This window comes from Paenarthrobacter sp. CC6 (assembly GCF_040560085.1).
Lineage (GTDB): Bacteria > Actinomycetota > Actinomycetes > Actinomycetales > Micrococcaceae > Arthrobacter > Arthrobacter nicotinovorans.
The window spans coordinates 42,905-69,000 of record NZ_JARDAN010000009.1 but is presented as its reverse complement, the minus strand read 5'-3'; the positions used below and the strand labels follow the sequence as shown (position 1 = coordinate 69,000).

The following is a 26,096-nucleotide window of genomic DNA, read 5'->3' as shown; positions in this document are numbered from 1 at the left end:
CGCCGTTCCCCGGGACTACGCTGTAGCCATGAGTGATCCCATAGTCATCCTGACTGAAGAGCCCCTTGGCCCCGACGACCGCGTGAACATCGCCAAACTGATCGACGGCGGGGACGCGCCGTTGGTAGTGCTGGTTCCTGCCAATACTGAGCGCCACCTTTTGGTGGATTTCCTCGAGAACCTTTCGTTGCTTGATGTGGCGAAGGCGTTCCGGGAACTTACTGCCCAGTCACCGGATCCAGCGGCTGAGCGTGCGGAAGCCGCGGTGACGTTGTCGACTTCCCTGGCAGCGCTGGAAGGCCTGGGTGGCGGTGTTACCGGCGAAATCGTCGACGGCGGTGCTGTCGACGGCTTGGTGGCCAAGGTCCGGGAGGTGGATGCGGCGCAGGCAGTGGTCATTACCCGGCCCCATGCCATCTCTGACACGCTCCACACGGATTGGGCCAACAAGGCCCAGGACCAGTTGGGGCTTCCGGTGCTCCACTTGTACGCGGGTTCGGGATTTATCGGCGACTCGTGAGCGTTGCATAAGACATGAACACTCCTGAAAACATCAGCAAGACACCTTCAGTGCCACTGGAGAAGAGCGATGCCCAGTGGCGCGAGGAGTTGACCCCTGAGGAATACCGCGTGCTGCGCCAGGCCGGCACTGAGCGCCCTTATACGGGCGAGTACTGGGACACGCACACCGAGGGTGTCTACCAGTGCCGGGCCTGCGGCAGCGAGTTGTTCACCAGCAAGGAGAAGTTTGACTCGCACTGCGGGTGGCCGTCCTTCTGGGCGCCGTTGGCCGAAGGTACTGTCAGGTACCTCCATGACCGCACCATGGGCATGGACCGGGTGGAGGTACGGTGTGCCAACTGTGATTCGCACCTGGGACACGTTTTCGAGGGCGAGGGTTATGGCACGCCGACGGACCAGCGGTTCTGCATCAACTCCATATCGCTCCGTCTGGTCGACCCGGAAGAGCGGTAGGCGGCTCTGTGTCCCCCGAACTGGATCTAAAGGTCCAAGTTCGGGGGCTATGAGCAAGAGTTTCTTATGCTCAGTCCATTCTTGAATTAGCGATGCTATTCGCTTGCTACGCTCGGCCCAGAAGCAATAACAACTTCGGAAAGGGCCGAGCACCATGACCACCACCGCTATCGCCACCCTCCCGCGTGTCACCGCCGACAACGCTGAATGGGTAGCCCTCAAAGCCGCTGCCACGTCCCTCCAGGGGTACCAGGAGCAGGACGGATCCATCGCCGATCCCTCTGCCCACGATGAGGCGGCAAGGCTCGTAGCCACCATCACCAAGTCCATCACGGCCCTCGCCCCCAGCTTCGATCACGACGCCCAGTACCTGGCGCTGCTCGTGGAGGATTTCAAGCGTTGGGCCGGCAACGGCTTCGGCGTCCCGGACTTCCTGGATTCCCTCCAGGCTTTCCAACCACAGAAGCAGCGCATCGACGGCCTCCAGCATCTGGTGGTCTTCCCCATGTACACGCAGAACGGCAGCACCAACCGCTTGGTCGAGGCTGTACTGATCGAGGTCATCTGGCCGGAATTCATTGACGGCCTGGAGGCCGGGGAGTACTCCAACAAGCTCTTCGTCCCCATCCGGTTCGTTGACTTCACCCCCGGCTATGACACCAACTCCGCAGTGCTCTTCCCGGAGACCGTGGCGGTGCGCGAGACACCCACGTTCACGTGGGGAGCCATCTTCGCCGACCGCGAGGCCGCCCGCTTCCGCCGGGTGCTCAAGGCTGCCGCGGAAACAACCTCTCTGGAACTGCCCGAGGACGCTGCCCAGCTGATCGAGGACCAGGAGCTCACCCAGCGAACGTTCGTCATGTGGGACCTGATCCACGACCGCACCCACATGCGCGGCGACCTTCCGTTTGATCCGTTCATGATCAAGCAGCGGATGCCCTTCTTCCTCTACTCCCTTGAAGAACTGCGCTGCGACCTGACCGCCTTCCGCGAATCCGTCCTGATCGAAAAGGACGAGAACGCCGACCCCGATGCCCGCAAGCACGCAAAGCTTGTCCAGTACGCAGTCATCTTCGACCGGATCTTCCGCTTCGCCATCACCGGCAACCGCGTCCGCAACTACGACGGCCTGGGCGGGCAGCTCCTGTTCGCCTGGATGCACCAGCACCACGTACTCCACTGGACCGACAGCAAGCTCTCCATCGACTGGGATGACGCAGCGGCTGTCGTCGTTGAACTCGGCGCCAAAATCGAGGAACTATACTGGCGTTCCATTGATCGTCCCAAGGCTGCCCACTGGCTGGCCGCCTATGAGCTGATCTCAAGCACCGTCACCCCGCACCCGGCTTCGGTCTGGGCAAAGGGCCCGGACGCCCTGCCCTTGGACGGGGGCCCCCGCGGGCTGACCGATCAGGTCCTGGACGATGAGTTCCCCCTGTCCATGTTCTACGAAGCCTTGGAGAAGAAGATGCGTCCCGTCATCGAATCCACCACCGGCATCACGGGCGCCACGGCGACCTGATGTCCCCACTGACAGTTTTGGTAACGGGCGGCAGCGGCGCTTCGGGCGTCGCTGCCGCCCGGGCCTTGTCCACTGCCGGCCACCGGGTCCTGACTGTTGGTTCGGACCAGACCCGGATCGAGGCGGCCGCGCGGGAGGCCGGCGGCGCTGTGACTCCCCTCGTGTGCGATCTCGGCGACCTGGAATCCGTTCGTGGGCTGGCTTCGATGATCGCGGACCGCGGCTTTGGGGGCGTCGACGGAGTAATCCACCTCGTCGGTGGTTGGCGCGGGGCCAAGGGCATCGAAGACCAGACGGATGCTGATTGGGAGGCGCTGGAACACAGCGCCGTTACCACGCTGCGGAACGTGACCAGGGTGTTCTACAGCCAACTCGAAGCGTCGCCGCATGGCCGGTTCGCCATGGTGTCGTCAACCGCGGTATCCAGCCCAACCGCGGCCGCAGCCAGTTACGCTGCTGCGAAGGCCGCTGCAGAAGCTTGGACGCTTGCGGTGGCTGATGGCTTCCGGCGCGCCCAGTCCGTCGACACAGACGCCAGCGGACAGCACAGTGCCGCCGTGGTGTTCGTGGTCAAGGCGCTCGTGGACGAAACCATGAGGCGCGCACATCCCGAACGGCGGTTCCCCGGACATACCGACGTCGAAGAACTGGCCACTGCCGCCGTCGGCCTTTTCGATCAACCTGCCTCCATCCTGAACGGCCAGCGGATCCTGCTGGCCAAATAGACTTGAAAGCGTGAATGAACAAGTGACGAGCACAACAGAGGCAATGCCCAGCACGGGCCACATTTCCGAGGGCAGCCGGCTGCACGACCCCACGGTCAGGGGTTTTGCTTCCGACAACTACTCAGGCGTGCACCCGGAGATCCTTGCGGCCTTGGCGGCCGCCAACGGTGGACACCAGGTTTCCTATGGCGAGGACGTGTACACGGCCCGGCTGCAGGCCGTCCTGGAGCAGCAGTTCGGCGAAGGCATCGAGACCTTCCCGGTTTTCAACGGCACCGGCGCCAATGTCCTGTCGCTGCAGTCGCTGCTGCCGCGCTGGGGGGCCGTTATCTGCGCCTCCACCGCACACATCAACATGGACGAGAACGGGGCTCCGGAACGTATCGGCGGGATCAAGCTCCTGCAGGTCCCCACTGAGGACGGAAAACTCACCCCGGAGCTCATCGATCGTGAGGCCTGGGGCTGGGGCGACGAGCACCGTGCACAACCTCTGGTTGTTTCCATCACGCAGACAACGGAACTCGGCACCTGCTACACGCCGGAAGAAGTTCGCGCCATTGCCGACCACGCCCACTCCAAGGGCATGAAGCTGCACATGGACGGCGCGCGGCTGGCAAACGCCGCTGCCCACCTGGACGTTCCCTTGCGTGCATTTACCCGCGACGCCGGCGTGGACATCCTCTCATTCGGAGGGACCAAGAACGGCCTGCTCTTCGGCGAAGTGGTGGTGGCCCTCAACCCTGAAGCCGCCGACGGCCTGAAGTTCCTGCGGAAGATGAACATGCAGCTGGCTTCGAAGATGCGCTTCATCTCCGCCCAGTTCATCGCACTCCTGGAGGACGGGCTGTGGCTGCGGTCCGCCGCTCACGCCAACGCCATGGCCACCCGCCTGCGGAGTGCCGTTGAAGGGATCGACGGCGTCGAGCCCACCCAGGCGACGCAGTCCAACGGCGTCTTCGCCATCCTCCCGGAAGGCGCTGCCGACCGCCTGCGGAAGTCCTTCGCGTTCTACGATTGGGATGCCGCCCGGCGCGAGGTCCGCTGGATGTGCTCGTTCGACACCACCGAAGAAGACATCGACACCTTCGTTGCGGCGATCAAGCAGGAACTGGCGTAACGCTGATACGCCTGCCGTCCGGGGCGGCGAGCCTGCACAGGTTCGCCGCCCCGGACGCATAATCTGCGAGTGTGAACGCCCTCGCACAAGTTCCCCAGGACTTTCTCTTCGCCTTGGGAACGCTACGAAAAGCCCAGTGCCGCAGCGAGTTGCGGCTTGATGAGATCCCCGCCCCCGCACGTTTGGCCCCTTATGCAGTGGCCTTGGGCGCTGAAGTCTTCAGCCCCACCGCCGCCACCCGCCAGGTTCCCGTGCATGGACCGGCAGCCAAGGCCTTTGCCAAGAGCCAGGCCGGCAGCCCCTCCAGCGAAGACGAGGACGAACTGGCCACAGGCCGCTTCATCCTGCTCTACGATCCGGACGGATCGGCCGTGTGGGAGGGCGAGTTCAGGATCGTCACGTATATCCGGGCCCAAATGGATGCGGAAATGGGCAACGACTCCATGCTCGGTTCCGTGGCCTGGACGTGGCTCGTCGAAGCCCTGGAACACCGTTCAGCCCCTTACCGGGCTGCCGGCGGCACTGCTACCCGGATCCTTTCCGAAAGCTTCGGCACCCTGGCTGAGCGGCCCGACACCATCGACATAGAACTCCGGGCCTCCTGGACGCCTGACGGCGCGGATGTCCAATCACATCTGGAAGCCTGGTCCGACATGGTGTGCACTTTCGCCGGACTGCCTCCACTGCCACCCGGGGTCACCGGCCTGCCCAACAGGAGGCGCAATTGACGGCCACCCGCGCCGTAACCGCTGCGCTGGCGAAGGCAAAAGCGCCCCGTTACGCGACAAATCGGTAAGCTTAAGCCACCATGACCCCTGAAAACCTGGAAAACACCACAGCCGGCGATCCGGTTGCTGATCCCACCACCCACATCAAGGTTGACGGCTTTGACAGCCACGTCCCTGAAGTCATTGATCTCGACACCCCACGCGAGGGCGTACCCCTGGTCATCGACACACCTGCCGGACTTGAACGATGCGCAGCCGCAATAGCAGCCGGCACCGGACCTGCCGGCGTCGATGCCGAGCGGGCTTCCGGTTTCCGCTACGGCCAGCGTGCCTTCCTGGTGCAGATCCGTCGCGAAGGAGCCGGGACCTGGCTCATCGACCCCGAACCGTTCGACAACCTGGACATCGTCAACGACGCCCTGCGCGGGGTGGAATGGATCCTTCACGCCGCCACCCAGGACCTGCCTTGCCTGTCCGAGCTCGGCATGTGGCCGGACAAGCTGTTCGATACGGAACTTGCGGCGCGGCTCGCAGGGCTCCCCCGCGTCGGCCTGGCGGCTGTTATCGAACAACTGCTCGGTTTCGGTCTCGCCAAAGAACACTCTGCCGCTGACTGGTCGACTCGGCCACTGCCCGAACCCTGGTTGCGGTACGCAGCGCTCGACGTCGAAGTCCTCGCCGAGCTGCGCGAAGAACTTATTGAACTCCTGGAGGCCGACGGCAAGCTGGAGTACGCCGAACAGGAATTCGCCGGCATCCTCGCCGCAGGTGTCCCGGCACCCAGGGTCGAACCATGGCGTAAGACCTCCGGTCTCCATCAGATCCGTGACCGCCGCCAGCTGGCAGCCGTCCGGGAACTGTGGCAGGAACGCGACCAGCTGGCCCGCAAACGCGACGTCGCACCTGGCCGGCTCATCCCTGATTCAGCCCTGGTGGCCGCCGCCAAGGCCATGCCAACTACCGTCCCCCAGCTTCTGGCCACAAAGGGGTTCCACGGCAGGTCAGCGCAACGGGAAGCTCCCCGATGGCTGCGCTGCATCACGAACGCCAGATCCATGACGGACCTTCCTCCGCTGCATCTGCCCACAAATGCCCCGCCGCCTCCCCGGGTCTGGGCAGACCGGGACCCGGAGGCAGCAGCGCGGCTGGCCACGGCAAGGCCGGCCCTCCAAGCCAAGGCTGACGAACTCAACTTGCCCGTGGAGAACCTGCTGACTCCGGACTACCTCAGGCGCATAGCCTGGCGGCCACCAACGGACGTATCGCTGGAGACCGTTTCGCAGGAACTTCGGACGCTTGGCGCAAGGGAGTGGCAAATCGCCATCGCCGCCCCCATCCTGACCGAGGCCTGCTTAAACCCGAGCCCGCTGCCAACCAAGGAATCCAAGGCCAACGAAGCACAGCAGTCCAAGGACTCCTAGTGGTCACCGCCGTCGCAATGGCCCGTTGCCCGAACGTACGTTCGTGGCGGCGGGCCATTTGCGTGCCGGATGCGGTGGGCAGAAGCCCATGGCCTTGCACGCTAAGTTACCCATGAGTAACATTGCAGTAATGCCAACCGGACCCCGCCCCGCGGGACACGGTGCCATGTCTCAACGAGGAGTAAATACATGAGTCCATCACGCACTGCCCAGCGCAACGTCCGGGACGTCGTCTTCGTGGACGGTGTCCGCACGCCTTTTGGCAAAGCTGGCGAAAAGGGTATCTACGCCGGGACCCGCGCCGATGACCTGGTAGTGAAATGCATCCGCGAACTCATGAGGCGAAACCCCTCGCTTCCCGCGGAGCGCGTCGACGAAGTAGCCATCGCCGCCACCACCCAGACCGGAGATCAAGGCCTGACCATCGGCCGCACGGCGGCCCTCCTGGCCGGCCTCCCCCGTTCCGTTCCCGGCTTCGCCATCGACCGCATGTGCGCAGGTGCCATGACCGCGGTAACGACGACGGCCAGCGGCATCGGCTTCGGCGCCTACGACGTCGTCATCGCAGGCGGCGTGGAACACATGGGCAACCACCCCATGGGCGCGGGCGCGGACCCCAACCCGCGTTTCATGTCCGAGCGACTGGTTGACCCTGCAGCCCTGAACATGGGCAACACCGCCGAAAACCTGCACGACCGCTTCCCGGCGATCACCAAGGACCGGACGGACGCTTACGCAGCAGCCTCGCAGGCCAAGCTGGCCGCCGCCTACAGCAACGAACAGATCCAGCAAGACCTCGTGCCCGTCGCCACCATGAAACCCGGTCAGGGATGGGCGCTGCACACCACGGACGAACCGCCGCGTCCAGGCACCACCGTTGAGGACCTGGCTGAACTGCGCACTCCGTTCCGCGCACACGGCCGCGTCACTGCGGGAAATGCCGCAGGGTTGAACGACGGGGCCACGGCCGCCGTCCTGGCCTCAGCGGAAGCCGCCGAGGAACTCGGGCTTTCCGTCAAAATGCGCCTCGTATCCTACGCTTTCGCCGGCGTCGAGCCCGAAGTCATGGGCATCGGCCCTGTCCCGGCCACCGAGAAGGCACTGAAGAACGCCGGGCTGGGCATCGAGGACATCGGCCTGTTCGAAATCAACGAGGCATTCGCCGTCCAGGTACTGAGCTTCCTGGACCACTTCGGGATTGCCGATGACGACCCGCGCGTCAACCGCTATGGCGGGGCGATCGCCGTCGGACATCCGCTGGCTTCCTCAGGCGTCAGGCTGATGAACCAGCTCGCGCGCCAGTTCGAAGAGGACCCGTCCGTCCGCTACGGCATCACCACCATGTGCATCGGCCTGGGAATGGGCGCAACGGTGATCTGGGAGAACCCCCACCACGCCGACTACGCATCGTCCACCCCTGAGCCGGTCACGACCGCAACCACCGCCCCCACTGAAGGAGCCGCCGCATGAGCGCCGCAGAATTCCAGAAGCTCGCCGCACTGTTCCCCGACGAGGTCGTCACACACTCCTACGTCCAGGACATCCAGCTCCCCGGCGGAGTGGGGACCTTTGCCCTCATCACCCTGGATAACGGTTTGGACCATTCCAAGCCCACCACCCTCGGCCCCAACACGCTGGTAGAGCTCGGCAGCGTCCTTGACGGTCTCAAAGAACGGGCCTCGCGGGGCGAAATCGTGGGTGTCGGTGTCACAGGCAAGCCGTATTTCCTGGTTGCCGGCGCCGACCTCTCGGCCGTGAAAACCCTCAAGGAGCGCGAACACGGTCTCTGGATGGCCCAGCTCGGGCACGCCGTCTACGCAACCTTGGCCGATCTCGGCGTCCCGAGTTTCGCGTTCATCAACGGCCTGGCCCTCGGCGGAGGCCTGGAAATCGCCCTCCAGTCCACGTACAGAACCGTCTCCACGGGTGCCGGCGCGCTGGCGCTTCCGGAAGCCTTCATCGGCCTGGTCCCGGGATGGGGCGGCGTCTACATCCTCCCGCGCCTGGTCGGTCCGGAGAATGCGGTCAAGGTGATGATCGAGAACCCGCTGAGCAACAACAGGACGCTCACCGGGCCGCAGGCCTACGAGCTGGGGATAGCCGACGCCATCTTTGAGCCCGCCGACTTCGTGGAACAGTCCCTGGCCTGGGCTGCACGCGTCATCGCAAGTGAAGAGGTGCCGGAGCGCAAGAACGCCGTTGAGGCAAGCGATGATGCGGTGGCCGCCCGCTGGGCCGCTGCGGTAGCGGCAGGACGTGCCTTCGTTGAGGCCAAAACCTCCAACGCCTCGCCTGCACCGGCCAAGGTACTGGACGTCATGGAAGCCAACAGGACCATGACGCAGCAGGAGTCGGCAGAGCTCGAATGCGAAACCCTCGCCGGCCTCATGCAGACCGATGAGTTCCGTTCCACCGTGTACGCCTTCCTGGACCTGGTGCAAAAGCGTTCCAAGCGCCCGGCCGGAGCCCCGGACCGCAAGTTGGCACGTCCTGTCACCAAGATCGGCGTCGTGGGTGCGGGCCTCATGGCCAGCCAGTTGGCATTGCTGTTCGCGCGGCAGCTGAAGGTCCCCGTGGTCATGACGGACATCGACCAGGCTCGCGTGGACAAGGGAGTAGCTTACGTCCACTCCGAGGTGGACAAAATGCTGGCGAAAAAGCGGATCAAGCCTGACGCCGCGAACAGGACCAAGGCCCTGGTCACAGGCTCCGTCTCCAAGGAAGCCTTTGCCGACGCCGATTTCGTGATTGAAGCCGTCTTCGAAGAACTGCATATCAAGAAGCAGGTCTTCGCAGAGGTGGAAGAAATTGTCTCCCCGGAGTGCATTTTGGCCACCAATACGTCGTCGCTGTCCGTGACCGCCATGGCAGAAGACCTGAAGCACCCGGAGCGCCTGGTCGGCTTCCACTTCTTCAACCCGGTGGCCGTCATGCCCCTTCTTGAGATCGTAAAGGCACCGAAGACCGACGATGCTGTCCTCGCTACAGCCTTCGAACTGGCCAAGGGACTAAAGAAGACCGCAGTGCTGGTCAAGGACGCGGCCGCCTTTGTTGTGAACCGCATCCTGCTTCGCCTCATGGGCGAGGTCATCGCAGCGTTCGACGAGGGAACCCCGGCAGAGGTTGCCGATACCGCACTGCGTCCGATGGGCTTGCCCATGTCCCCGTTCACCCTCAGCGCCATGGTGGGGCTTCCGGTGGCCCAGCACGTCCAGGAATCCTTGCACGCGGCATTCGGGGACCGCTTCCCGGTTTCGCAGAACCTGCAAAAACTGATCGACAACGGCGTGAAGTCCTTGTGGGTCCCGGGATCCGATGGGAAACCGGTCATTCCCGCTGAGACGCTGGCCATCATGTCGTTCGGCAACACCCCCTCCACCGGGGAAGAAGTGCTTCGCCGCACTCAGGATGCCCTGGCCGAAGAAATCGGGCTCATGCTCGAAGAGGGCGTCGTGGCCGGCCCCGAGGACATCGACCTGTGCGTCATCATGGGTGCGGGATGGCCAATGTTCCTGGGCGGCATCACCCCTTACCTGGACCGGGTGGGTGCCTCCGAGCGGGTCAACGGCAAGCGCTTCCTGGCGCCTGGCGTAGCTTCCGCACCGGCCTAATCCAAAGAGTGGAACAGGCCAAACAGTAAAACAGGCCGGCCCCGGAGCAGTTGCTCCGGGGCCGGCCAGTTCTGTATCGGATCAGAAGAGCGCCACCTTGGGCGATTTCGGGAAGATGTCGTCCAGCTCGTCACGGTCTTCCTGGGTTGGTACCCAGCAGACCGCTTCAGCATTCTCGCGGACCTGTTCGGGCCGCGTCGCACCGGCGATAACGCTGCTGACTCCGGGTTGGGCAGCGAGCCAGGAGAAAGCCAACTGCAACTCGCTGATGCCGCGCTCCTTGGCGAACTGGCCGAAGCGGCCCAGCTGCTCCCAGTCGGCGTCGTGCACCAGGTTGGTCCGTGTATGGCTCAGCCTGGAGCCCTCCGGCGCCTTGCCCGCCGAATACTTTCCCGTGAGCAGCCCGTTGGCGAGGGGGAAGTACGGCAACACGCCCAGGGAGAACGCCTGTGCCGCGGGAAGGACCTCAAGCTCGGCGCGGCGGTCCAGCAGGTTGTAGTGGTTCTGCGTGGAAATGAAGCGGACACCACCTGATTCGCGTCCCACATACTCGGCCTGCGCTATTTGCCAGCCGGCAAAGTTGGAATGCCCGATGTAACGGACTTTGCCGCTGGAGACCAGGTCATCCAGGGCAGCCAGAGTTTCCTCAATCGGCGTCCGGGGATCAGGCGTGTGGAACTGGTAAAGGTCGATCCAGTCAGTGTCCAGCCGGCGCAGGGAGGCTTCGACGGCCTTGACGATGTACCGCCGCGAACCACGGGCATCGAAGTCATTGCCGTTCACCCCGCGCATGTCCATGCCGAACTTCGTGCCGATCACGACATCGTCCCGGCGGCCCTTCAGAGCCTTTCCCAGCATGGTTTCGCTGAGCCCCGGCTCGCGTCCGTAGACATCGGCGACGTCGAAGAACGTCACCCCTGCTTCAACGGCGGCGCGGACAACTGCGTCAGTGCCTTCCTGGGACTCCGTGGGCGTATTGGCACGCCCCAGGTTGTTGCAGCCCAGCCCTACAGCTGAGACGGTCAGTCCGGAATGGCCAAGGCGTCGGTATTCAGTCATGAATTCACCCTATCCCGCTCCCACGGGAAGATAGTCACCCCGGGCAACAAAACCCTAGCCGCCGGCAGTACCGTAGGTGATTCCCGATTCCTCCATGGCATCCTCAAGCTGGGCGATGGCCACTGGACCCATGCCATGGAGCTTGGAAACCTGGCCCTCACCGTACTCGGCCAGCTGCTCCAATGTTTCTATGCCCTGATGGGCCAGTGCGCGCTTGGCCGGTGCTGCCAGGCCCTTGGGCAAAGGTGTATGTCCGGGCCAGTTGCTCTTGGACGACATGGGGTTCCCTTCTCGTGCATTGGGTGCTACTTAGAGACTAAAGCCCATACCTTGCTTCGGCGAGTGCTTCACCTTGAACGCTGCGGGATCTCCATGGGGCGCGGCAGCCACGGTGAGCTTCGTGAAGTCCAAGTCTTCGCCGCGGACACAGATCTTGATGGCGTTGACGGCTTTGTTGACATCCGGGCACAGGCAAAAGATGTTGAGGTGGCCGTTGCCGATCTCAGAGCGGTCCACGATCCCCAGTCCACGCCACGCCAGTTCGCCGGTAAGGGCCGCTTTCGCCTTCCTTTCCAGATGGCGGTCGCGTTCTGTGCCGTCCTTGGTCTTCAGCGCAATCTGCGCCACCACCCAGAACTGCTCGGACTCGGGAATCTCGGCGTAGCCGTCTTCCTCGCATTGGGCGGCAAAGGCGGTCATCAAACCTTCGACAGCGGACTCGTCATCCACTCCGGTTTCGTTGGTCTTGCTCTGGTGGCCAACTACCCCGTGGTTAACCACGAACTGCTGGTCTTCGTCGTCGTACCAGGCTTCGCGAAAGTGCAGTACACCCTCGTCGTCTGTCTTGTACGTCCGGATAATCCCGGTCATGCGCGTCCTTTCCTGAACCACTCGGCGCTGGGACTGTTGAACCCCAGAACGTCGAACGGTGGTTTCATGGTGTCCACTGCTTCGTATAGCGCTGCGCATTCGGTACGCATGGCGTCCACTGTTTGTCCCGGATAGCCCATGGCTGCCCGGTGTTCCTCGAACTCGTCCTCATCATCAACAAACACCCCGTGCGTGGTGGAACGGATGACGTCCAGGTCCATGTCGATCATGTGGAACTCGGTCACACCGGCTTTGATGGGAGTCCAGGCGTGGGCGGTGGCCAGGTCCACATAAATGCGGAAGTCGCCCGGGTAGCTGTCATCGTAGAACGTTGCCACGTACTCGCCTGTCCTGGGTACAAGCAAGATGGCATCAGAAGCGGTGTAGAACGCTGCCCCCGGGCGGGAACAGAACTCCCCTGCGCCCTGGAATATCCACCAGCCGTAAATGTCCTCACCAAGATAACGGCCGGGAACAACCCAGTGGGCGGTGCCGTCCCACTTCCTGTTCCGCGCCACAACAAGGTCTCCAGGCTGCAGGGCGCCCGGTCCGCGATCGTCCCTCACAGGGTGGGCAAGCTGCCTGTAGTGGGGTGCTCCTGACCCGGGAGGGGGCGTGCAAAGGGGACCTTGGTCCCCAAAACCTGGGCAACGACGTCGTGCGTTATCTTTTGCGCGGTGAGCCCGACGCGTTCCAGCACCTGGCTCCGGGAACCGTGCACCAGGAACTCCACCGGCAAGCCGACCTCGTTCAGGGCAGTATCCACGCCGGCTGCACGCATTTCCTGACGGATGCGGGAACCAACGCCACCGGCACGTACGCCGTCCTCGATGCAGATCACCAGGCGGTGACGGGCTGCAAGGGCGATGATTGATTTCCGGACGGGAAGGACCCACCGCGGATCCACCACCGTTGAACTGATGCCTTGGGCGCCCAGGCGGTCGGCCACGTCCAAGGCCAACTCGGACATCGCACCTACGCTGACGATCAGGACGTCGTTCTCAGTGGAGCCTGCAGGCCTGCGCGCAAGGATGTCCACGCCGTCGTGGAGCCGTTCGATGGCTTCAACTTCGGAACCGACACTGCCCTTGGAGAAGCGCACAACGGTGGGAGCATCGTTGATGGCAACAGCCTCACGGAGTTCTTCGCGGAGCCGGGTGGCATCGCGGGGGGCAGCCAAATGGAGGCCAGGAACAATCTGGACCATGGCCATATCCCACATGCCGTGGTGGCTGGGCCCGTCCGGTCCGGTCACTCCGGCGCGGTCCAGGACAATGGTGACACCGGCCTTGTGCAACGCAACGTCCATAAGGAGCTGGTCGAAGGCACGGTTCAGGAAGGTTGCGTACACGGCAACCACAGGGTGCAGGCCGCCGAAGGCCATTCCTGCGGCCGAGGTCAGGGCATGTTGCTCGGCGATGCCGACATCGATGACGCGTTCAGGGTGGCGCTCAGCGAACTTATGCAGCCCAACCGGGATGAGCATGGCGCCGGTGATGCCGACGATGTCCTCGCGCTCGTCAGCAATGTCCGCGATCTCTTCGGCGAACACCGAGGTCCACGACCTGGCACCGGGGATTTCAGTGGACTCCCCTGTTTCGGGGTCGATGATGCCCACGGCGTGGAACTGGTCCGCCTCGTTGGCGAGGGCGGGTGCGTACCCGTGCCCCTTCTCGGTCATGGCATGCACAATGACAGGCCCGCCGTAGGCTTTGGCCGTGTTGAGGGCATGCTCCATGGCCTGGAGGTTGTGTCCGTCGACGGGGCCGATGTACTTCATCCCCAGGTCCTCGAACATGCCTTGCGGGGCCCACCAGTCCTTGATGCCCTTCTTCATGGCGTGCAGGCTCTTGTAGGTGAACTGGCCGGCCGGGCCGCCGTTCTGCAGCTTCTTCTTCCACCAGTCGAGCATCCGCTCGTACGCGGGGGCAGTGCGGAGCGAATCGATCGTGGGGCGCAACGAGGCAAGGTAGTCGGCAAAACCACCGACAGTGGGCGCGTAGGAACGTCCGTTGTCGTTGACCACGATCACGACGCGTCGCCGCTTGTCAGCGGCAATGTTGTTGATGGCCTCCCATGTCATGCCACCTGTCAGCGCACCATCGCCGACAACCGCGACGACGAACCGGTCACCTTCACCGGTGAGCTGGCGGGCGCGGGAGATTCCGTCGGCCCAGGACAAGGACGACGAGGCGTGGGAGCTTTCCACGATGTCGTGTTCGGACTCGGCCCGCTCCGGGTAGCCGGAGAGCCCACCCTGTTGACGGAGGGTACTGAAGTCCTGGCGACCCGTCAGAAGTTTATGGACATAGGACTGGTGGCCGGTATCAAAGACGATGCTGTCGCGCGGCGAATCGAACATCCGGTGGACTGCAAGGGTAAGTTCAACCACGCCCAGGTTCGGACCGAGGTGGCCGCCTGTCGCGGCGACGTTGGTGATCAGGAACTTCCTGATTTCGCCAGCCAATTCTTCCAGCTCTTTGCCGGACAGTTTGGCCAGGTCCTGTGGATCCTTGACGGTTTCCAAAAGTCCCAACGGCCCTCCTTAGGGTGAATGACGTGCTCGTTAACTTTAGCGCGTGCCCGGTGCCGCGCGTTCCCCCGGCCACCGCTTCGGCGGGGCGGAATTATCCCGGACGCCAGCAGCCCCGGCCGGTCAATCGACCAGCCGGGGCTGCATGGCACCGTAATCGGCTGAAACCAGCCGGATTACGTTATGCGGAGATCTGACGCAGAACGTACTGCAGGATGCCACCGTTGCGGTAGTAGTCCGCTTCGCCCGGGGTATCGATACGCAGCACAGCATCGAAGGACTTGGACGTGCCGTCCTCAGCCGTTGCCGTGACCTTGAGCGTCTTCGGCGTGGTGCCGTTGTTCAGCTCGGTGACGCCCTCAACTGCAAAGGTTTCCGTACCGGTCAGGCCCAGCGTTGCAGCCGACTCACCGGCCGGGAACTGGAGCGGAAGGACACCCATGCCGATCAGGTTGGAGCGGTGGATGCGCTCGTAGCTCTCGGCGATGACTGCCTTGACACCCAGGAGCGCAGTGCCCTTGGCTGCCCAGTCACGGGACGAACCGGAACCGTATTCCTTGCCTGCCAGGACAACCAGCGGCGTTCCCGCAGCCTGGTAGTTCTGGGCGGCGTCGTAGACGTAGGCCTGCGGTGCGCCTTCCTGGCTGAAGTCGCGGGTGAAGCCACCTTCGACGCCGTCCAGGAGCTGGTTCTTGATGCGGATGTTGGCGAAGGTACCGCGGATCATGACTTCGTGGTTGCCACGGCGTGAGCCGTAGGAGTTGAAGTCCTTGCGCTCCACACCGTTGGCCAGGAGGTACTGGCCGGCGGGGGTGTCCGACTTGAAGGAGCCGGCCGGGGAGATGTGGTCCGTGGTGACGGAATCGCCAAGCTTCAGGAGCACGCGGGCACCCGAGATGTCCTTGACGGGATCCGGCTGCGCCTTCATGCCCTCGAAGTATGGGGGCTTCCGCACGTAGGTGGAGTCCTCGGCCCAGGCGAAGGTGTCACCGGCAGGGGTGTCGAGTGCCTTCCAGCGGTCGTCGCCGTCGAAGACGCCTTCATAACCCTTGGCGAACATGGCCTCGTCGATGGAGGAGTCAATGACTTCCTGCACCTCGGTCGGGTTCGGCCAGATGTCCTTCAGGAACACCTCGTTGCCTTCGGAGTCGGTGCCCAGGGCATCGGTGTCGAAGTCGAAGTCCATGGAACCAGCCAGTGCGTAAGCGATGACCAGCGGCGGCGAAGCCAGGTAGTTCATCTTTACGTCCGGGTTGATGCGGCCTTCGAAGTTGCGGTTGCCCGAGAGGACTGCCGTCACGGAGAGGTCGTTGGCCTGGATTGCTTCGGAGATTTCCGGCTCAAGCGGGCCGGAGTTGCCGATGCACGTGGCGCAGCCGTAACCCACGATGTAGAAGCCGAGCTTCTCGAGGTACGGGGTCAGGCCGGACTTTTCGTAGTAGTCCGTGACCACCTTGGAGCCGGGGGCGACGGACGTCTTGACCCACGGCTTGGAGGTGAGGCCCTTGTCCACGGCGTTGCGTGCCAGGAGGGCGGCAGCCAGCATGACGGAAGGGTTGGACGTGTTGGTGCAGGACGTGATCGAGGCGATCGACACTGCGCCGTGGTCCAGTTCGAATTCGCGTCCGTCAGCGGTCTTCACGTGAACCGGCGACGACGGACGGCCGTTCGCACCATTGGCGGCGGACGCAACGCGTGCCGTCTCCGTGGTGTGCGAGTCGGCGTGCGTGAAGGACGGCGAATCGGAAGCGGGGAAGGATTCGTCCAAGGCCTCGTCCACGCTGCCGTCTTCGATGGAGACGTAGTTGTGGATGTCCTTGCGGAACTGCTCCTTGGCATCCGTGAGCTCGATGCGGTCCTGGGGACGCTTCGGGCCGGAGATCGACGGAACAACGGTGGAGAGGTCCAGCTCGAGGAACTCTGAGAAACGCAGTTCGCGGGACGGGTCGTGCCAGAGGCCCTGCTCTTTGGTGTACGCCTCCACCAGGGCGACGTTCTCTTCTGAGCGGCCCGTCAGGCGCAGGTAGTCCAAGGTGACGTCGTCGATCGGGAACATGGCGGCCGTGGAACCGAATTCCGGGCTCATGTTGCCGATGGTGGCGCGGTTGGCCAGCGGCACAGCCGCAACGCCTTCGCCGTAGAACTCGACGAACTTGCCCACAACACCGTGCTTGCGCAGCATTTCGGTGATGGTCAGGACGACGTCCGTAGCGGTTGCGCCGGCCGGAATGCTGCCGTTGAGCTTGAAGCCGACAACACGCGGAATGAGCATGGAGACCGGCTGGCCGAGCATTGCTGCCTCGGCTTCGATGCCACCGACGCCCCAACCCAGGATGCCAAGGCCGTTGACCATGGTCGTGTGGGAGTCAGTGCCCACACATGTGTCGGGATAGGCACGGACGACGCCGTCAACCTCGCGGGTCATCACGGTGCGTGCCAGGTACTCGATGTTGACCTGGTGGACAATACCGGTTCCCGGGGGAACGACCTTGAAGTCGTCGAACGCGGTCTGGCCCCAGCGAAGGAACTGGTAGCGCTCACCATTGCGCTGGTACTCGATCTCCATGTTGCGTTCCAGCGCGCCCGAGTTACCGAACGCGTCGATCTGGACGGAGTGGTCGATAACCATTTCCGCAGGCGCCAACGGGTTGACGCGCTTGGGGTCGCCGCCAAGTTCCTTGACGGCTTCACGCATGGTGGCCAGGTCAACAACGCAGGGAACGCCAGTGAAGTCCTGCATGATGACACGTGCCGGGGTGAACTGGATTTCCGTGTCGGGCTCCGCGTTGGGATCCCAACCGGCCAGGGCGCGGACATGGTCAGCCGTTATATTGGCGCCATCCTCAGTCCGCAGGAGGTTTTCAAGCAATACCTTGAGGCTGAACGGAAGGCTGTCTGCGCCCTCTACGGAGTTCAACCGGAAAATTTCATAGTCGGTGCCGGCTACATTCAGTACGCCTTTGGAACCGAAGCTGTCCACAGTGCTCATGGCAGGACTCCTCTCGCAACAGTTTCATCTTTGTCGCGTGGTTGGCCGCTAGCCAGTTAGGTGGACCTTACTTAGCCGCGCGGCATCTCTGTTGGTCACCCCACCCCGGGGGTGTTCATTCCTGCGGAGCGGGACTACTACGCCCATCGTAGTGGCATTGTCTCCGCCACGGGCAGCCATCCGCCAAAGCCGCCCCGTCCGCAGTCTCGCGCGGACGGGGACCGGCCCAGCTAGGCGGCCGGAACGATCAAGCCAACCGTTTCGAGATGATGGGTGTTGGGGTAGAGATCAAAAGCCCGCAGCGACTCCAGCCGCCATCCACCCTGATGGAAGTAACCCAGATCACGCGCAAAGGAAGCGGGATCGCAGGACACATAGGCGATTGCACGCGGGCCGGTGGCCATCAATTGCTTGACCACGGTTTTGCCTGCGCCGGCCCTGGGCGGATCCAGCACCAAGGAGTCGAAGCTGCGGGACCGCTGGTGCAGGACCCGCTCCACGCGGCCCTGGACTATTTCCACCTGGGGCGCTCCATGGAGGTTCTTGCGGGCGTCCCGGCTGGTGCCCGGCGAGCCCTCGACAGAGAGGACCGAACCAGTGATCCCTACGGCGTCCGCCAGAGGGGCCGTAAACAGCCCGGCGCCGGCGTAGAGATCGGCGACCGCCGCACCGGGCTCCAGATACCCGCCGCGGGAAAGATAGTCCGTCACAGCTCCAACCAGGGTGTCCGGTGCGTCCTTATGGATTTGCCAGAAACCCTCTCCTGTTACCCGGTAGTCGTGGCCTGCGGCACTCTCCTGGACCCAGGTCCTCCCCCGCAGTTGCTGGACCTCGCCCTTGATGGGATCGAATCCCGCCACGGAGACGTCGCTTGGCAGTTGGGAGACGATGCTGTGCAAGCGTTTGGGGCTGGTGCCTTCCTCCGGAGCCAGGAGGATCAGGGGCCTGGAACCGTTGGCTGGGACAGCGACCTCCACGCGGGCTATGCCGGAAAGGTCAATGTCCCAAAGCCGGAGGTCGTTGATCCCCTGGAGGGCCAACGGCATTTCCTTGACCGGAAGCACCATGTCCGAGCGGTGGGCATGCATGCCCAAGCGTCCGTTGGAGGTCACCGCGAAGCTGGCGCGCGTACGCCAGCCGAGTCCGTCGTCGTGGTTCCCGCCGACTGCCTCCACCTCGGTGGCGAGATCCAGGCCGGCGAGCCGTTTCAGCTGTTCGGCGAGAACCTCTGCTTTCAGGCCACGCTGCCGCTCGAGCGAGATGTGCCCCAGTTCGGCGCCGCCGACCGGCGGGGCACCCCGGTTCCAGGACGCCAGGGAATCCGCCGCCTTCCAAAAGTGCGGAACGCGGTCGGGCGAAGCGTCCAGGACCTCCACGACGTCGGCGCGCCAGAAGCGCGACGAGTCACCCGAGTCGGTCAACCGGACGCGGACCTTCTCACCGGGGATGGCATGCCGGACGAAAATAACGCGGCCCTCGTGACGTGCGACGAAATGCCCGCCGTGGGCGATCGGACCGACGCTGACGACGAGTTCATCACCGTCCGCTGCCTGGGCTCCGTGAGTGTCGCTGTGCCCCGTGCGGGGCGGATTGCTGTGGGGGGTCATTGGGTATCCTGCAGTGCCTTTGCTTCTTCTGACGACTTCAGTTGCCACGGAACGCTGGCAACCATGACTCCGGGTTCAAAGTGGAGCCTCGTCTTGATTCTGAGTGCTGTCTGGTTGTGGACCAGCTGTTCCCACCACTTGCCCACCACATACTCCGGGATGTACACGACGATGAGGTCGCGTGGAGAGTCCCGGCGCATGGTTTTGATGTAGTCCATGATGGGCGTGACAGTTTCACGGTAGGGGCTGGCCAAAACCGTCAAGGGAACGGGAATTTCCAGTTTTTCCCAGTCCCTGACGGTGTGTTCCGTCTCTTCGGAGTTGATGTCCACGGTGACGGCGTCCAAACGTGATGGCCTTGATGCGCGGGCATAGGCCAGAGCCCTCAGGACCGGTTTACGCACGTGCGAGACGAGAAGTACGGCATGGACCCGGGTAGGCAGTGCGCGGGGAGAGGAGTCTTCGTCGACTGCGAGTTCCTTGGCGACATTGTCATAGTGGGCCCGGATGCTCCACATGATGAGGAAGAGGATGAACATCGCGAGCAGGGCGATCCAGGCACCCTGTTCAAACTTTGTGATGAGGACAATCACCAGCACCAGTGCCGTCATCCCGAAGCCCATCATGTTGATGGTGCGGGATTTGATGATGCGCCGCCGGACAACCTTGTCCTTGGCCAGCTTCAGCTCACGGCCCCAGTGGCGGATCATGCCCAGCTGGCTTGCGGTGAAGGAGATGAAGACGCCCACGATGTAAAGCTGGATCAGCTTGGTGACATCGGCGTTGAACGCGAGGATGAGCACCAACGCCCCGGCTGCCAGGGCCAGGACACCGTTGCTGAACGCCAACCTGTCACCCCTGGTCCGCAACTGGCGCGGAAGATAGCCGTCCTGCGCCAGGATGGAGCCCAGTACGGGAAATCCGTTGAAGGCGGTGTTGGAGGCAAACACCAGGATGATGCCGGTGGCTGCAACGACGATGTAGAAGAGGATGGAGCCGGAGCCGAAGATCGTATCGGCGATCTGGCTGATGGCCGGGGTTTGGATGTAGCCCTCGGGAAGCGGCTTGCCGTCCACCAGGAACTCCTTTGCCGGGTCCAGGACGATGTGCACCTTCGTGGCATTGGCCAGGTAGAGGATTCCAGCCAGCATCGAAGCGGCAATGACACCCAGGAGCAGCAGCGTCGTCGCTGCATTCTTGCTCTTGGGCTTCTTGAAGTTGGGTACGCCGTTGCTGATGGCTTCGACGCCGGTGAGGGCCGCGGCTCCCGAGGAGAAGGCCCGAAGCAGCAGGAAGGCGCCGGCAAGTCCCACCAGGCCTTCATCGAATCCGGGCGCGGGAACGATTGTGAAGTTGGCTGACGGGGCCTCCCCCAGTTGTCCGGTCGCCGCCTGGAAGATTCCAACGGCCGTCATGCCCAGGATGGACGCCATGAAGATGTAGGTAGGAATGGCGAAGACCGTGCCGGCTTCCTTGATTCCCCGCAGGTTGACCAACGCAAGGATGGTGACACCTATGGTGGCGATCAACGCCTGCTGGCCGTGGAGCGAGGGGATGGCGGTGGTCAGGTACGTCGCAGCCGACGACATGGACACCGCGACGGTGAGGACGTAGTCAACCAGCAGGGCCGACGCAACCGTAAGGCCCGCATACTTGCCGAGGTTGACGTTCGCGATCTCATAGTCGCCGCCACCGGACGGGTAGGCATGGACGTTTTGGCGGTACGAGGCCACCACTGTGAGCAACACCACCATGACGGCGAGGCCAACCAGGGGCGAGAACGCCACGGCGCTGACCCCGGCCAAGGCGAGCGTAAGCAGGATTTCATCCGGGGCGTACGCCACCGACGACAGGGCGTCCGAGGCGAAGATCGGCAATGCGATGCGTTTGGGCAACAGCGTGTGGGACAGGCGGTCGTTCCGGACAGGCCGGCCCACCAGCACCCGCTTCGCGGCATTCAAAATTGTCAGCACTCCGCAAAGCTACTCTGAATACCCTGCGATGTCATGACGACGAAGGCGTGCTTAGCCAGCCGGCGACGGTAAAGTCATACCGAGCGGCAGGGACAACACACATTAGGAGACATGGTGGCTCACTTCGTGATCATGGGTTGCGGGCGTGTTGGCGCAACTCTGGCACACACTTTGGAGGATGCAGGCCATTCCGTGGCCATCATCGATCAGGACGAGCGGGCCTTCCGCCGGTTGCGGAAGTCCTTTACCGGGCGCAAGGTCACCGGAGTGGGCTTTGACCGGGACACCCTCAAGCAGGCCGGCGTGGAGGAAGCCTACGCTTTCGCAGCGGTCTCCAGCGGCGATAACTCGAACATCCTGGCCACCAGGGTGGCCCGCGAGACCTTCCACGTTGCCCACGTGGTGGCCCGCATCTACGATCCGGGACGCGCCGAGATCTACCAGCGTCTGGGCATCCCCACCGTTGCCGCCGTGCGTTGGAGTGCGGATCAGGTCCTTCGCCGCATCCTGCCCGAACAACACCTGGCAGGCGATTACCGCGAACCCTCAGGCCGTTTGGTCCTGGCTGAAGTGGACCTGCACCAGGATTGGATCGGCCACAGGCTCAGCTCCATCGAAGAGGCCGCCGGTATACGCATCGCCTTTCTTACCCGCTTCGGAGAGGGCCTGCTTCCGCAGGCCGGCACGGCCTACCAGGAAGGCGATACAGTCCACGCCATGCTGAGCCTGGACCGAACATCCGAGATCAGCCGGATCCTCGCCAAAGCACCCGCCAAGGAGTCTTAGTGAAAGTTGTCATTGTTGGCGCAGGCAGCGTCGGCTCGTCCATTGCGCGCGAGCTCCTGGCCCACCATCACCAGATCCTGCTCATCGATCTCAAACCCGAGGTCATCGGGCGCAGCGGACTCCGCGGTGCCCGGTGGCTGGTGGGCGACGCCTGTGAGCTAAGCACCTTGCAGGACGCCAAACTTGACGATGCCGACGTCGTGGTTTCAGCCACAGGCGACGACAAAGTAAATCTGGTCGTGTCGCTTCTCGCCAAGACCGAGTTCGGCGTCGGACGCACCGTCGGACGCGTCAACAACCCGAAGAATGACTGGATGTTCAACGACTCCTGGGGTGTTGACGTGGCGGTCAATACTCCGCAGCTCATGACGGCCCTCGTCGAGGAAGCCGTGGAGATTGGCGACATCGTGCGCCTGCTGACCCTGCAAACCGGTGTGGCATCAATCGTGGAGTTCACGGTTCCGCACGACTCCCATGTGATTGGGAGCACCGTGGGTGCCATTGAATGGCCCGAAGATTCAACACTTGTGGCCATTTTGCGCGACCAGGCCCCCATCACCCCCACGCGGGACGACGTCCTCGATGGTGGCGACGAGCTCTTCTTCGTCACCACCATCGCGGCGGAAGATGGTCTGCGGGCACTGTTGTCGAAGAATTCAGGCGCCGGCGAAGACTCCGGCGAACACGCCGCGGAAACGGCTCAAGCGTCCGACGACGACGGCTTCGACGGCTGAACTCCGGGCTTGGTGACCAGCCACGCCACCCACAACCCCAGGATGTAGAGCGGGGCACCCATCAGGAGCCGGGTGGTGGCAAGTGCGGTCAACCCGTCCTCGCCCATGAAGTACAGGGGAACCTGCACTACCAGGCGCAGGGCGAGCACAGCCACCACGATCCAGGTGCCGAGCTTGTAAGCGCGGAGCCGCTCCGGATCCTTCCGCCATTCAAGGCCCTCATTGCGGACGAACCCGAAGAGCAGGCCGGCCACGGGCCATTTGAGCACGATGGAAAGGACCATGGCGGCGATATACGCGAGGTTGGTGAAGAACCCGAGCACGTAGAAGTCCTCGGCCTTCCCCGTGGTGTTCGCCAGCCAGGCGGAAATACCGACTCCAACCACGCCTGCCAGCGCCTGCGTCAGGGGGCGCCGCTGGATCAGGCGGACGACGGTAAAGACTGCTGCAGTCGCCAGGGCGGCAACAAGCGACGGCGTCAGGTCCCGGGTGATGGTAAAGGTCACCAGGAAGACAAGCCCCGGCAGGATACTCTCGGCAATGCCTTGCACACCACCGGCCGACTTCAACATGTCCACGTGGCCGGCGCTGTTGCGGTGAAGTCCTGCTTTTTCGGCGTATCCGGCGGCGATGTCGGACATGCGCGGCTTATCCGTGTCGGGCGCCGGTGCCTCCAGACCAGGCCCCTCGCCGCGTTGGGGCGAAGACGGTCCGGTGTCCTTGGGGTCTGATCCGTTGGCGACGGTCATAGGTGCTCCTGACGGGAAAGTATTTCGTAGCGCGGGTTGAACATTGCCGGGAAACCGTCAAGCTGCGTCACCATGCCGTTGAGGCGAAGTTCCACGCCGGCTTCGATTCCCGGTACACGTGTCCGGCCGAGCCAGATGACGCGCAGGCGGTCGTAGGGCTTCCTGGCTCCCCCGCTCGTCGCGGAGGGCTGGATTCCCGGCCTGAGGGCGTCCACCACCATAGCGGAGAAAAATGGCTGTTCGCTGGGTGGCTGGTGCGTCACCGACTCGATGATCCCCGTGCATACTGCCCTTCCCCGCTCGGGAAGATCACGGATCCCCCGGTCCCCGGGGCGCTGCGACGCCACTCCCCCGTGGCCCGGCGAGTCAGCCAATCTGGGTGATCTCCGGGCCTCGCTCGGGCTGCTGAAGGGTGGAGTCCGACGGCGGCACGGCTCCCTGGGGAGCGGCGGCCGGGCCGGGAACGGCTGCATCCTTGGGCAAGCGCAGCTGCAGCAGTTCTCGTGGCGGCATCGGATTGTCGCCGCGGACCACTACTACGCGGCGGAAGAGCTCCTCCAGGCCTGCTGCGGCGTCACGTTCCAGGGCAGCCTGCCCACCGAGCACGCCGCGCAGGAACCAGCGGGGCCCGTCCACGCCCATGAAGCGGGCTGCGCGGAATCCCTTGCTTCCATCGGCGGCCTCGGCCGGCAGCTTGGCTACGAGTTCGGTACCGAAGTCTCCCTGGATTTCTTCCGTTTCGCCGCCCTGGCTTGCTACGGACTGGGTGATCTGTTCCCGGATTTCATCCCACAGCCCTTCCGAACGTGGTGCAGCAAATGCCTGCAACTGCAGGCTGGAACCTGCCAGATCCAGCGTCACTGCCACCACGCGTTGGGTTGCTTCTTCCACCTCAAGGCGGAGCTGGAGACCTTCGGCGGGCGCGATCAGCAGGGCACCCAGGTCAACGTACCCCTCGCGACTGTCGATTTCATCCACGTCCAGGGGACCTTTGCCCAGACGGAAGTCACCCCGCGCCGGGGACTCACTGGTTTGGGGATCTTGCGCCTCGGCACCGGATACCTCGACGGTGCCGGCGGTGTCAGACCGCTCGGCCTTGGACTTCTTGCCGCGCCCAAAAAGCATTGGGTTTTCTCCTTAGTAGTGGTCTGTCCCCAAGTAAACCGCAACCACGTTAATCCACGTTAACCGCGCAACAGCGTCAGAGGGCAGTCGGCAGCACGCGCCGATTGAGTAGTCGGCTCAGGCCTTCGGTGCGTTGAATCCGCCCGTGGAACCGAAGCCGCCGGTGCCGCGGACGGAATCGGACAACTGGTCCACGGTAACGAACCGCGCGTACTCCACACGCTGAATCACCATCTGTGCAATTCTATCGCCGCGCTTGAGGCTGATGGCGCTGTTTTGATCGGTATTGAGCAGTGTCACGGCAATCTCGCCGCGGTATCCGGCATCGACGGTTCCCGGAGCATTGACGACAGTCAGCCCGTGTTTGGTGGCGAGTCCCGACCTCGGATGGATGAGGGCGACGAAGCCGTCGGGCAAGGCGATGGAGACCCCCGTCGGAACGAGCTTCCGTTCCCCCGGGGCCAGATGCACGTCCTCGCGGGCGCGAAGGTCGGCTCCGGCATCGCCTGGGTGGGCGTAGGACGGGGCTTCCAGGCCGGCGTCGAGCATTTTCAGCTGCACGTCCAGGGTCGGGGAACCGTACGCTGCGGTGGTCTCCGCATCAGGGCTGGCGGTGTCTGTACTGAATACTGCGGTCTCGTTACTCACAGTGGTTCATTCTACTGTTATTGGCGCTGCCTGCTCCGGTTGCGGCCCCGCAGGCATGCACGCAGTGGTGTCAGCCGCCGGATAAGCTGGGTACATGCCTACGCCTGACCAGTCTTCCCCCGTGCCTGCCCGGAACACCCCAGCAACTTCCGGGGTCCTGTACACGGAGAAGCTGTGGCCGTCGTTGTGGATCTGGATTGTGGTCCTGGGCCTGTCAAGCGCAGGCCTGCTGATGTTCGGACCGATCAGCCCTATGGCCGGAATTATCGCAGCCCTCGCCTTGCTGGCCATCATGACCACCATGCTGGTACTTTCCACTCCCACCATCACCGTCACCGCAGACACTGTGCGCGTGGGGCGTGCCAGCATCGACCGCGCGTTCGTGGGTTCGGTCCAGGCGTTCAAGAAAGCCGAAGCAACCGCCGAACGCGGACCGCGCCTGAACGGGCTGGCCTACATGTGCTTCAGGGGTTGGATCGACCCCGTGGTCAAGATCGAAATCACGGACCCGGCCGACCGCACCCCTTACTGGCTCGCTTCCTCCCGCCGGCCCGACGAGCTCGTCGCTGCCCTCAGCACACCCCGCGCCTAGTTCCTGCCCGCGGGCACGGGCCGCCTAGCTTTCACATTCCGTGCAATACAGGTGACCGCCCCGTTCTGCAGCGATCTGGGACCTGTGCTTGACCAGGAAACAGTTGAAACAGGTGAACTCGTCAGGTTGCGGTGGCATGACCTGAATCAGGAGCTCTTCTCCGGAGAGGTCGGCTCCCGGGAGTTCGAACCCATCGGCAAGATCGGTCTCATCGACGTCCACTGCTGAGGACTGTTTCCCCGATTGGCGCGTCTTGAGTTCCTCCAGGGAATCCTCGCTGACGTCTTCCTCGGTCTTTCGAGGAGCATCGTAATCCGTGGCCATGGTCTTTC

Annotated in this window: 25 protein-coding genes; 12 read left to right on the top strand and 13 right to left on the bottom strand. The window is 63.5% G+C overall.

Translation table 11 applies throughout. The annotated features are described in order from the left end of the window. Positions 1 to 28: 28 nt before the first annotated feature. The 9 genes from PV760_RS10565 to PV760_RS10525 all read left to right on the top strand — a co-directional run bounded on the left by PV760_RS10565 (position 29) and on the right by PV760_RS10525 (position 10,099). Positions 29 to 520, top strand: coding sequence for a hypothetical protein (locus PV760_RS10565; protein WP_018778664.1), 492 nt, complete (start codon positions 29 to 31; stop codon positions 518 to 520). A 14-nt stretch (positions 521 to 534) separates the two neighbouring features. After that, positions 535 to 975, top strand: a complete 441-nt coding sequence (msrB, locus tag PV760_RS10560) for a peptide-methionine (R)-S-oxide reductase MsrB (RefSeq protein WP_018778665.1) — start codon at positions 535 to 537, stop codon at positions 973 to 975. A gap of 154 nt (positions 976 to 1,129) precedes the next feature. Continuing rightward, positions 1,130 to 2,497 (top strand): DUF6421 family protein, encoded by a 1,368-nt coding sequence (locus tag PV760_RS10555; protein WP_354627695.1) that lies wholly within the window; start codon positions 1,130 to 1,132, stop codon positions 2,495 to 2,497. Further along, complete coding sequence (locus PV760_RS10550) at positions 2,497 to 3,222, top strand: SDR family oxidoreductase (protein WP_354627694.1); 726 nt, start codon at positions 2,497 to 2,499, stop codon at positions 3,220 to 3,222. Before PV760_RS10555 ends, PV760_RS10550 begins: the two co-directional genes overlap by 1 nt. A 43-nt stretch (positions 3,223 to 3,265) precedes the next feature. Beyond that, positions 3,266 to 4,339 carry a threonine aldolase family protein gene (locus PV760_RS10545; protein WP_018778668.1) on the top strand — a complete coding sequence of 358 codons (1,074 nt, stop codon included), beginning with the start codon at positions 3,266 to 3,268 and terminating at the stop codon, positions 4,337 to 4,339. Between the two features lie 71 nt (positions 4,340 to 4,410). Beyond that, positions 4,411 to 5,067, top strand: a complete 657-nt coding sequence (locus PV760_RS10540) for a DUF3000 domain-containing protein (protein WP_026267289.1) — start codon at positions 4,411 to 4,413, stop codon at positions 5,065 to 5,067. 80 nt (positions 5,068 to 5,147) lie between these two features. Continuing rightward, a complete protein-coding gene (locus PV760_RS10535; RefSeq protein WP_018778670.1) occupies positions 5,148 to 6,488 on the top strand; it encodes an HRDC domain-containing protein in 1,341 nt (446 codons plus the stop codon). 189 nt (positions 6,489 to 6,677) lie between these two features. Beyond that, entirely contained in the window at positions 6,678 to 7,958 is a 1,281-nt protein-coding gene (locus PV760_RS10530) for a thiolase family protein (RefSeq protein ID WP_055977686.1), read from the top strand. Further along, positions 7,955 to 10,099: a 3-hydroxyacyl-CoA dehydrogenase NAD-binding domain-containing protein gene (locus PV760_RS10525; RefSeq protein WP_354627693.1), complete on the top strand. Its 2,145-nt coding sequence runs from the start codon at positions 7,955 to 7,957 to the stop codon at positions 10,097 to 10,099. Before PV760_RS10530 ends, PV760_RS10525 begins: the two co-directional genes overlap by 4 nt. An 81-nt stretch (positions 10,100 to 10,180) precedes the next feature. Here PV760_RS10525 and PV760_RS10520 read toward each other — a convergent pair whose 3' ends face one another. The 8 genes from PV760_RS10520 to PV760_RS10485 all read right to left on the bottom strand — a co-directional run bounded on the left by PV760_RS10520 (position 10,181) and on the right by PV760_RS10485 (position 21,130). Then, a complete protein-coding gene (locus PV760_RS10520; protein ID WP_354627692.1) occupies positions 10,181 to 11,158 on the bottom strand; it encodes an aldo/keto reductase in 978 nt (325 codons plus the stop codon). Positions 11,159 to 11,212: 54 nt separating this feature from the next. Continuing rightward, entirely contained in the window at positions 11,213 to 11,437 is a 225-nt protein-coding gene (locus PV760_RS10515; protein WP_018778674.1) for a helix-hairpin-helix domain-containing protein, read from the bottom strand. A 30-nt stretch (positions 11,438 to 11,467) separates the two neighbouring features. Next, on the bottom strand, positions 11,468 to 12,028 hold the full coding sequence (locus tag PV760_RS10510) for a hypothetical protein (protein ID WP_039240788.1): 561 nt from the start codon (positions 12,026 to 12,028) through the stop codon (positions 11,468 to 11,470). Further along, the gene (locus PV760_RS10505; protein WP_354627691.1) at positions 12,025 to 12,594 is read right to left on the bottom strand and encodes a DUF402 domain-containing protein; all 570 of its coding nucleotides are present in this window, start codon (positions 12,592 to 12,594) and stop codon (positions 12,025 to 12,027) included. The genes PV760_RS10510 and PV760_RS10505 overlap by 4 nt, the downstream gene beginning before the upstream one ends. Beyond that, positions 12,591 to 14,564, bottom strand: coding sequence for a 1-deoxy-D-xylulose-5-phosphate synthase (gene dxs / locus PV760_RS10500; protein ID WP_018778677.1), 1,974 nt, complete (start codon positions 14,562 to 14,564; stop codon positions 12,591 to 12,593). The genes PV760_RS10505 and dxs overlap by 4 nt, the downstream gene beginning before the upstream one ends. 178 nt (positions 14,565 to 14,742) lie before the next feature. Continuing rightward, entirely contained in the window at positions 14,743 to 17,550 is a 2,808-nt protein-coding gene (locus PV760_RS10495) for an aconitate hydratase (RefSeq protein WP_018778678.1), read from the bottom strand. A 230-nt stretch (positions 17,551 to 17,780) separates the two neighbouring features. Then, positions 17,781 to 19,157, bottom strand: coding sequence for a class I SAM-dependent RNA methyltransferase (locus tag PV760_RS10490; protein ID WP_354627690.1), 1,377 nt, complete (start codon positions 19,155 to 19,157; stop codon positions 17,781 to 17,783). Beyond that, positions 19,154 to 21,130: an APC family permease gene (locus PV760_RS10485; RefSeq protein ID WP_039240785.1), complete on the bottom strand. Its 1,977-nt coding sequence runs from the start codon at positions 21,128 to 21,130 to the stop codon at positions 19,154 to 19,156. Before PV760_RS10485 ends, PV760_RS10490 begins: the two co-directional genes overlap by 4 nt. Positions 21,131 to 21,244: 114 nt before the next feature. Between PV760_RS10485 and PV760_RS10480 the strand changes: the two genes are divergently transcribed. Both PV760_RS10480 and PV760_RS10475 read left to right on the top strand, forming a co-directional pair. Then, entirely contained in the window at positions 21,245 to 21,916 is a 672-nt protein-coding gene (locus PV760_RS10480) for a potassium channel family protein (protein WP_026267290.1), read from the top strand. Beyond that, positions 21,916 to 22,650 carry a potassium channel family protein gene (locus PV760_RS10475; protein ID WP_018778682.1) on the top strand — a complete coding sequence of 245 codons (735 nt, stop codon included), beginning with the start codon at positions 21,916 to 21,918 and terminating at the stop codon, positions 22,648 to 22,650. Before PV760_RS10480 ends, PV760_RS10475 begins: the two co-directional genes overlap by 1 nt. Here PV760_RS10475 and PV760_RS10470 read toward each other — a convergent pair. The 4 genes from PV760_RS10470 to dut form a co-directional block, all read right to left on the bottom strand. Then, complete coding sequence (locus tag PV760_RS10470; protein WP_018778683.1) at positions 22,617 to 23,399, bottom strand: DUF3159 domain-containing protein; 783 nt, start codon at positions 23,397 to 23,399, stop codon at positions 22,617 to 22,619. The genes PV760_RS10475 and PV760_RS10470 overlap by 34 nt on opposite strands. Then, on the bottom strand, positions 23,396 to 23,773 hold the full coding sequence (locus PV760_RS10465) for a hypothetical protein (protein WP_018778684.1): 378 nt from the start codon (positions 23,771 to 23,773) through the stop codon (positions 23,396 to 23,398). The genes PV760_RS10470 and PV760_RS10465 overlap by 4 nt, the downstream gene beginning before the upstream one ends. Continuing rightward, positions 23,766 to 24,524 (bottom strand): DUF3710 domain-containing protein, encoded by a 759-nt coding sequence (locus tag PV760_RS10460; protein WP_354627689.1) that lies wholly within the window; start codon positions 24,522 to 24,524, stop codon positions 23,766 to 23,768. Before PV760_RS10460 ends, PV760_RS10465 begins: the two co-directional genes overlap by 8 nt. Before the next feature lie 117 nt (positions 24,525 to 24,641). Next, positions 24,642 to 25,172 carry a dUTP diphosphatase gene (dut, locus tag PV760_RS10455; RefSeq protein WP_354627688.1) on the bottom strand — a complete coding sequence of 177 codons (531 nt, stop codon included), beginning with the start codon at positions 25,170 to 25,172 and terminating at the stop codon, positions 24,642 to 24,644. 94 nt (positions 25,173 to 25,266) lie between these two features. Here dut and PV760_RS10450 point away from each other — a divergent pair, with 94 nt between their 5' ends. Further along, the gene (locus PV760_RS10450) at positions 25,267 to 25,764 is read left to right on the top strand and encodes a DUF3093 domain-containing protein (RefSeq protein WP_018778687.1); all 498 of its coding nucleotides are present in this window, start codon (positions 25,267 to 25,269) and stop codon (positions 25,762 to 25,764) included. A gap of 24 nt (positions 25,765 to 25,788) precedes the next feature. Here the strand turns inward: PV760_RS10450 and PV760_RS10445 are convergent, their stop codons facing one another. Then, entirely contained in the window at positions 25,789 to 26,088 is a 300-nt protein-coding gene (locus tag PV760_RS10445) for a DUF4193 domain-containing protein (protein WP_018778688.1), read from the bottom strand. Positions 26,089 to 26,096 lie beyond the last annotated feature (8 nt).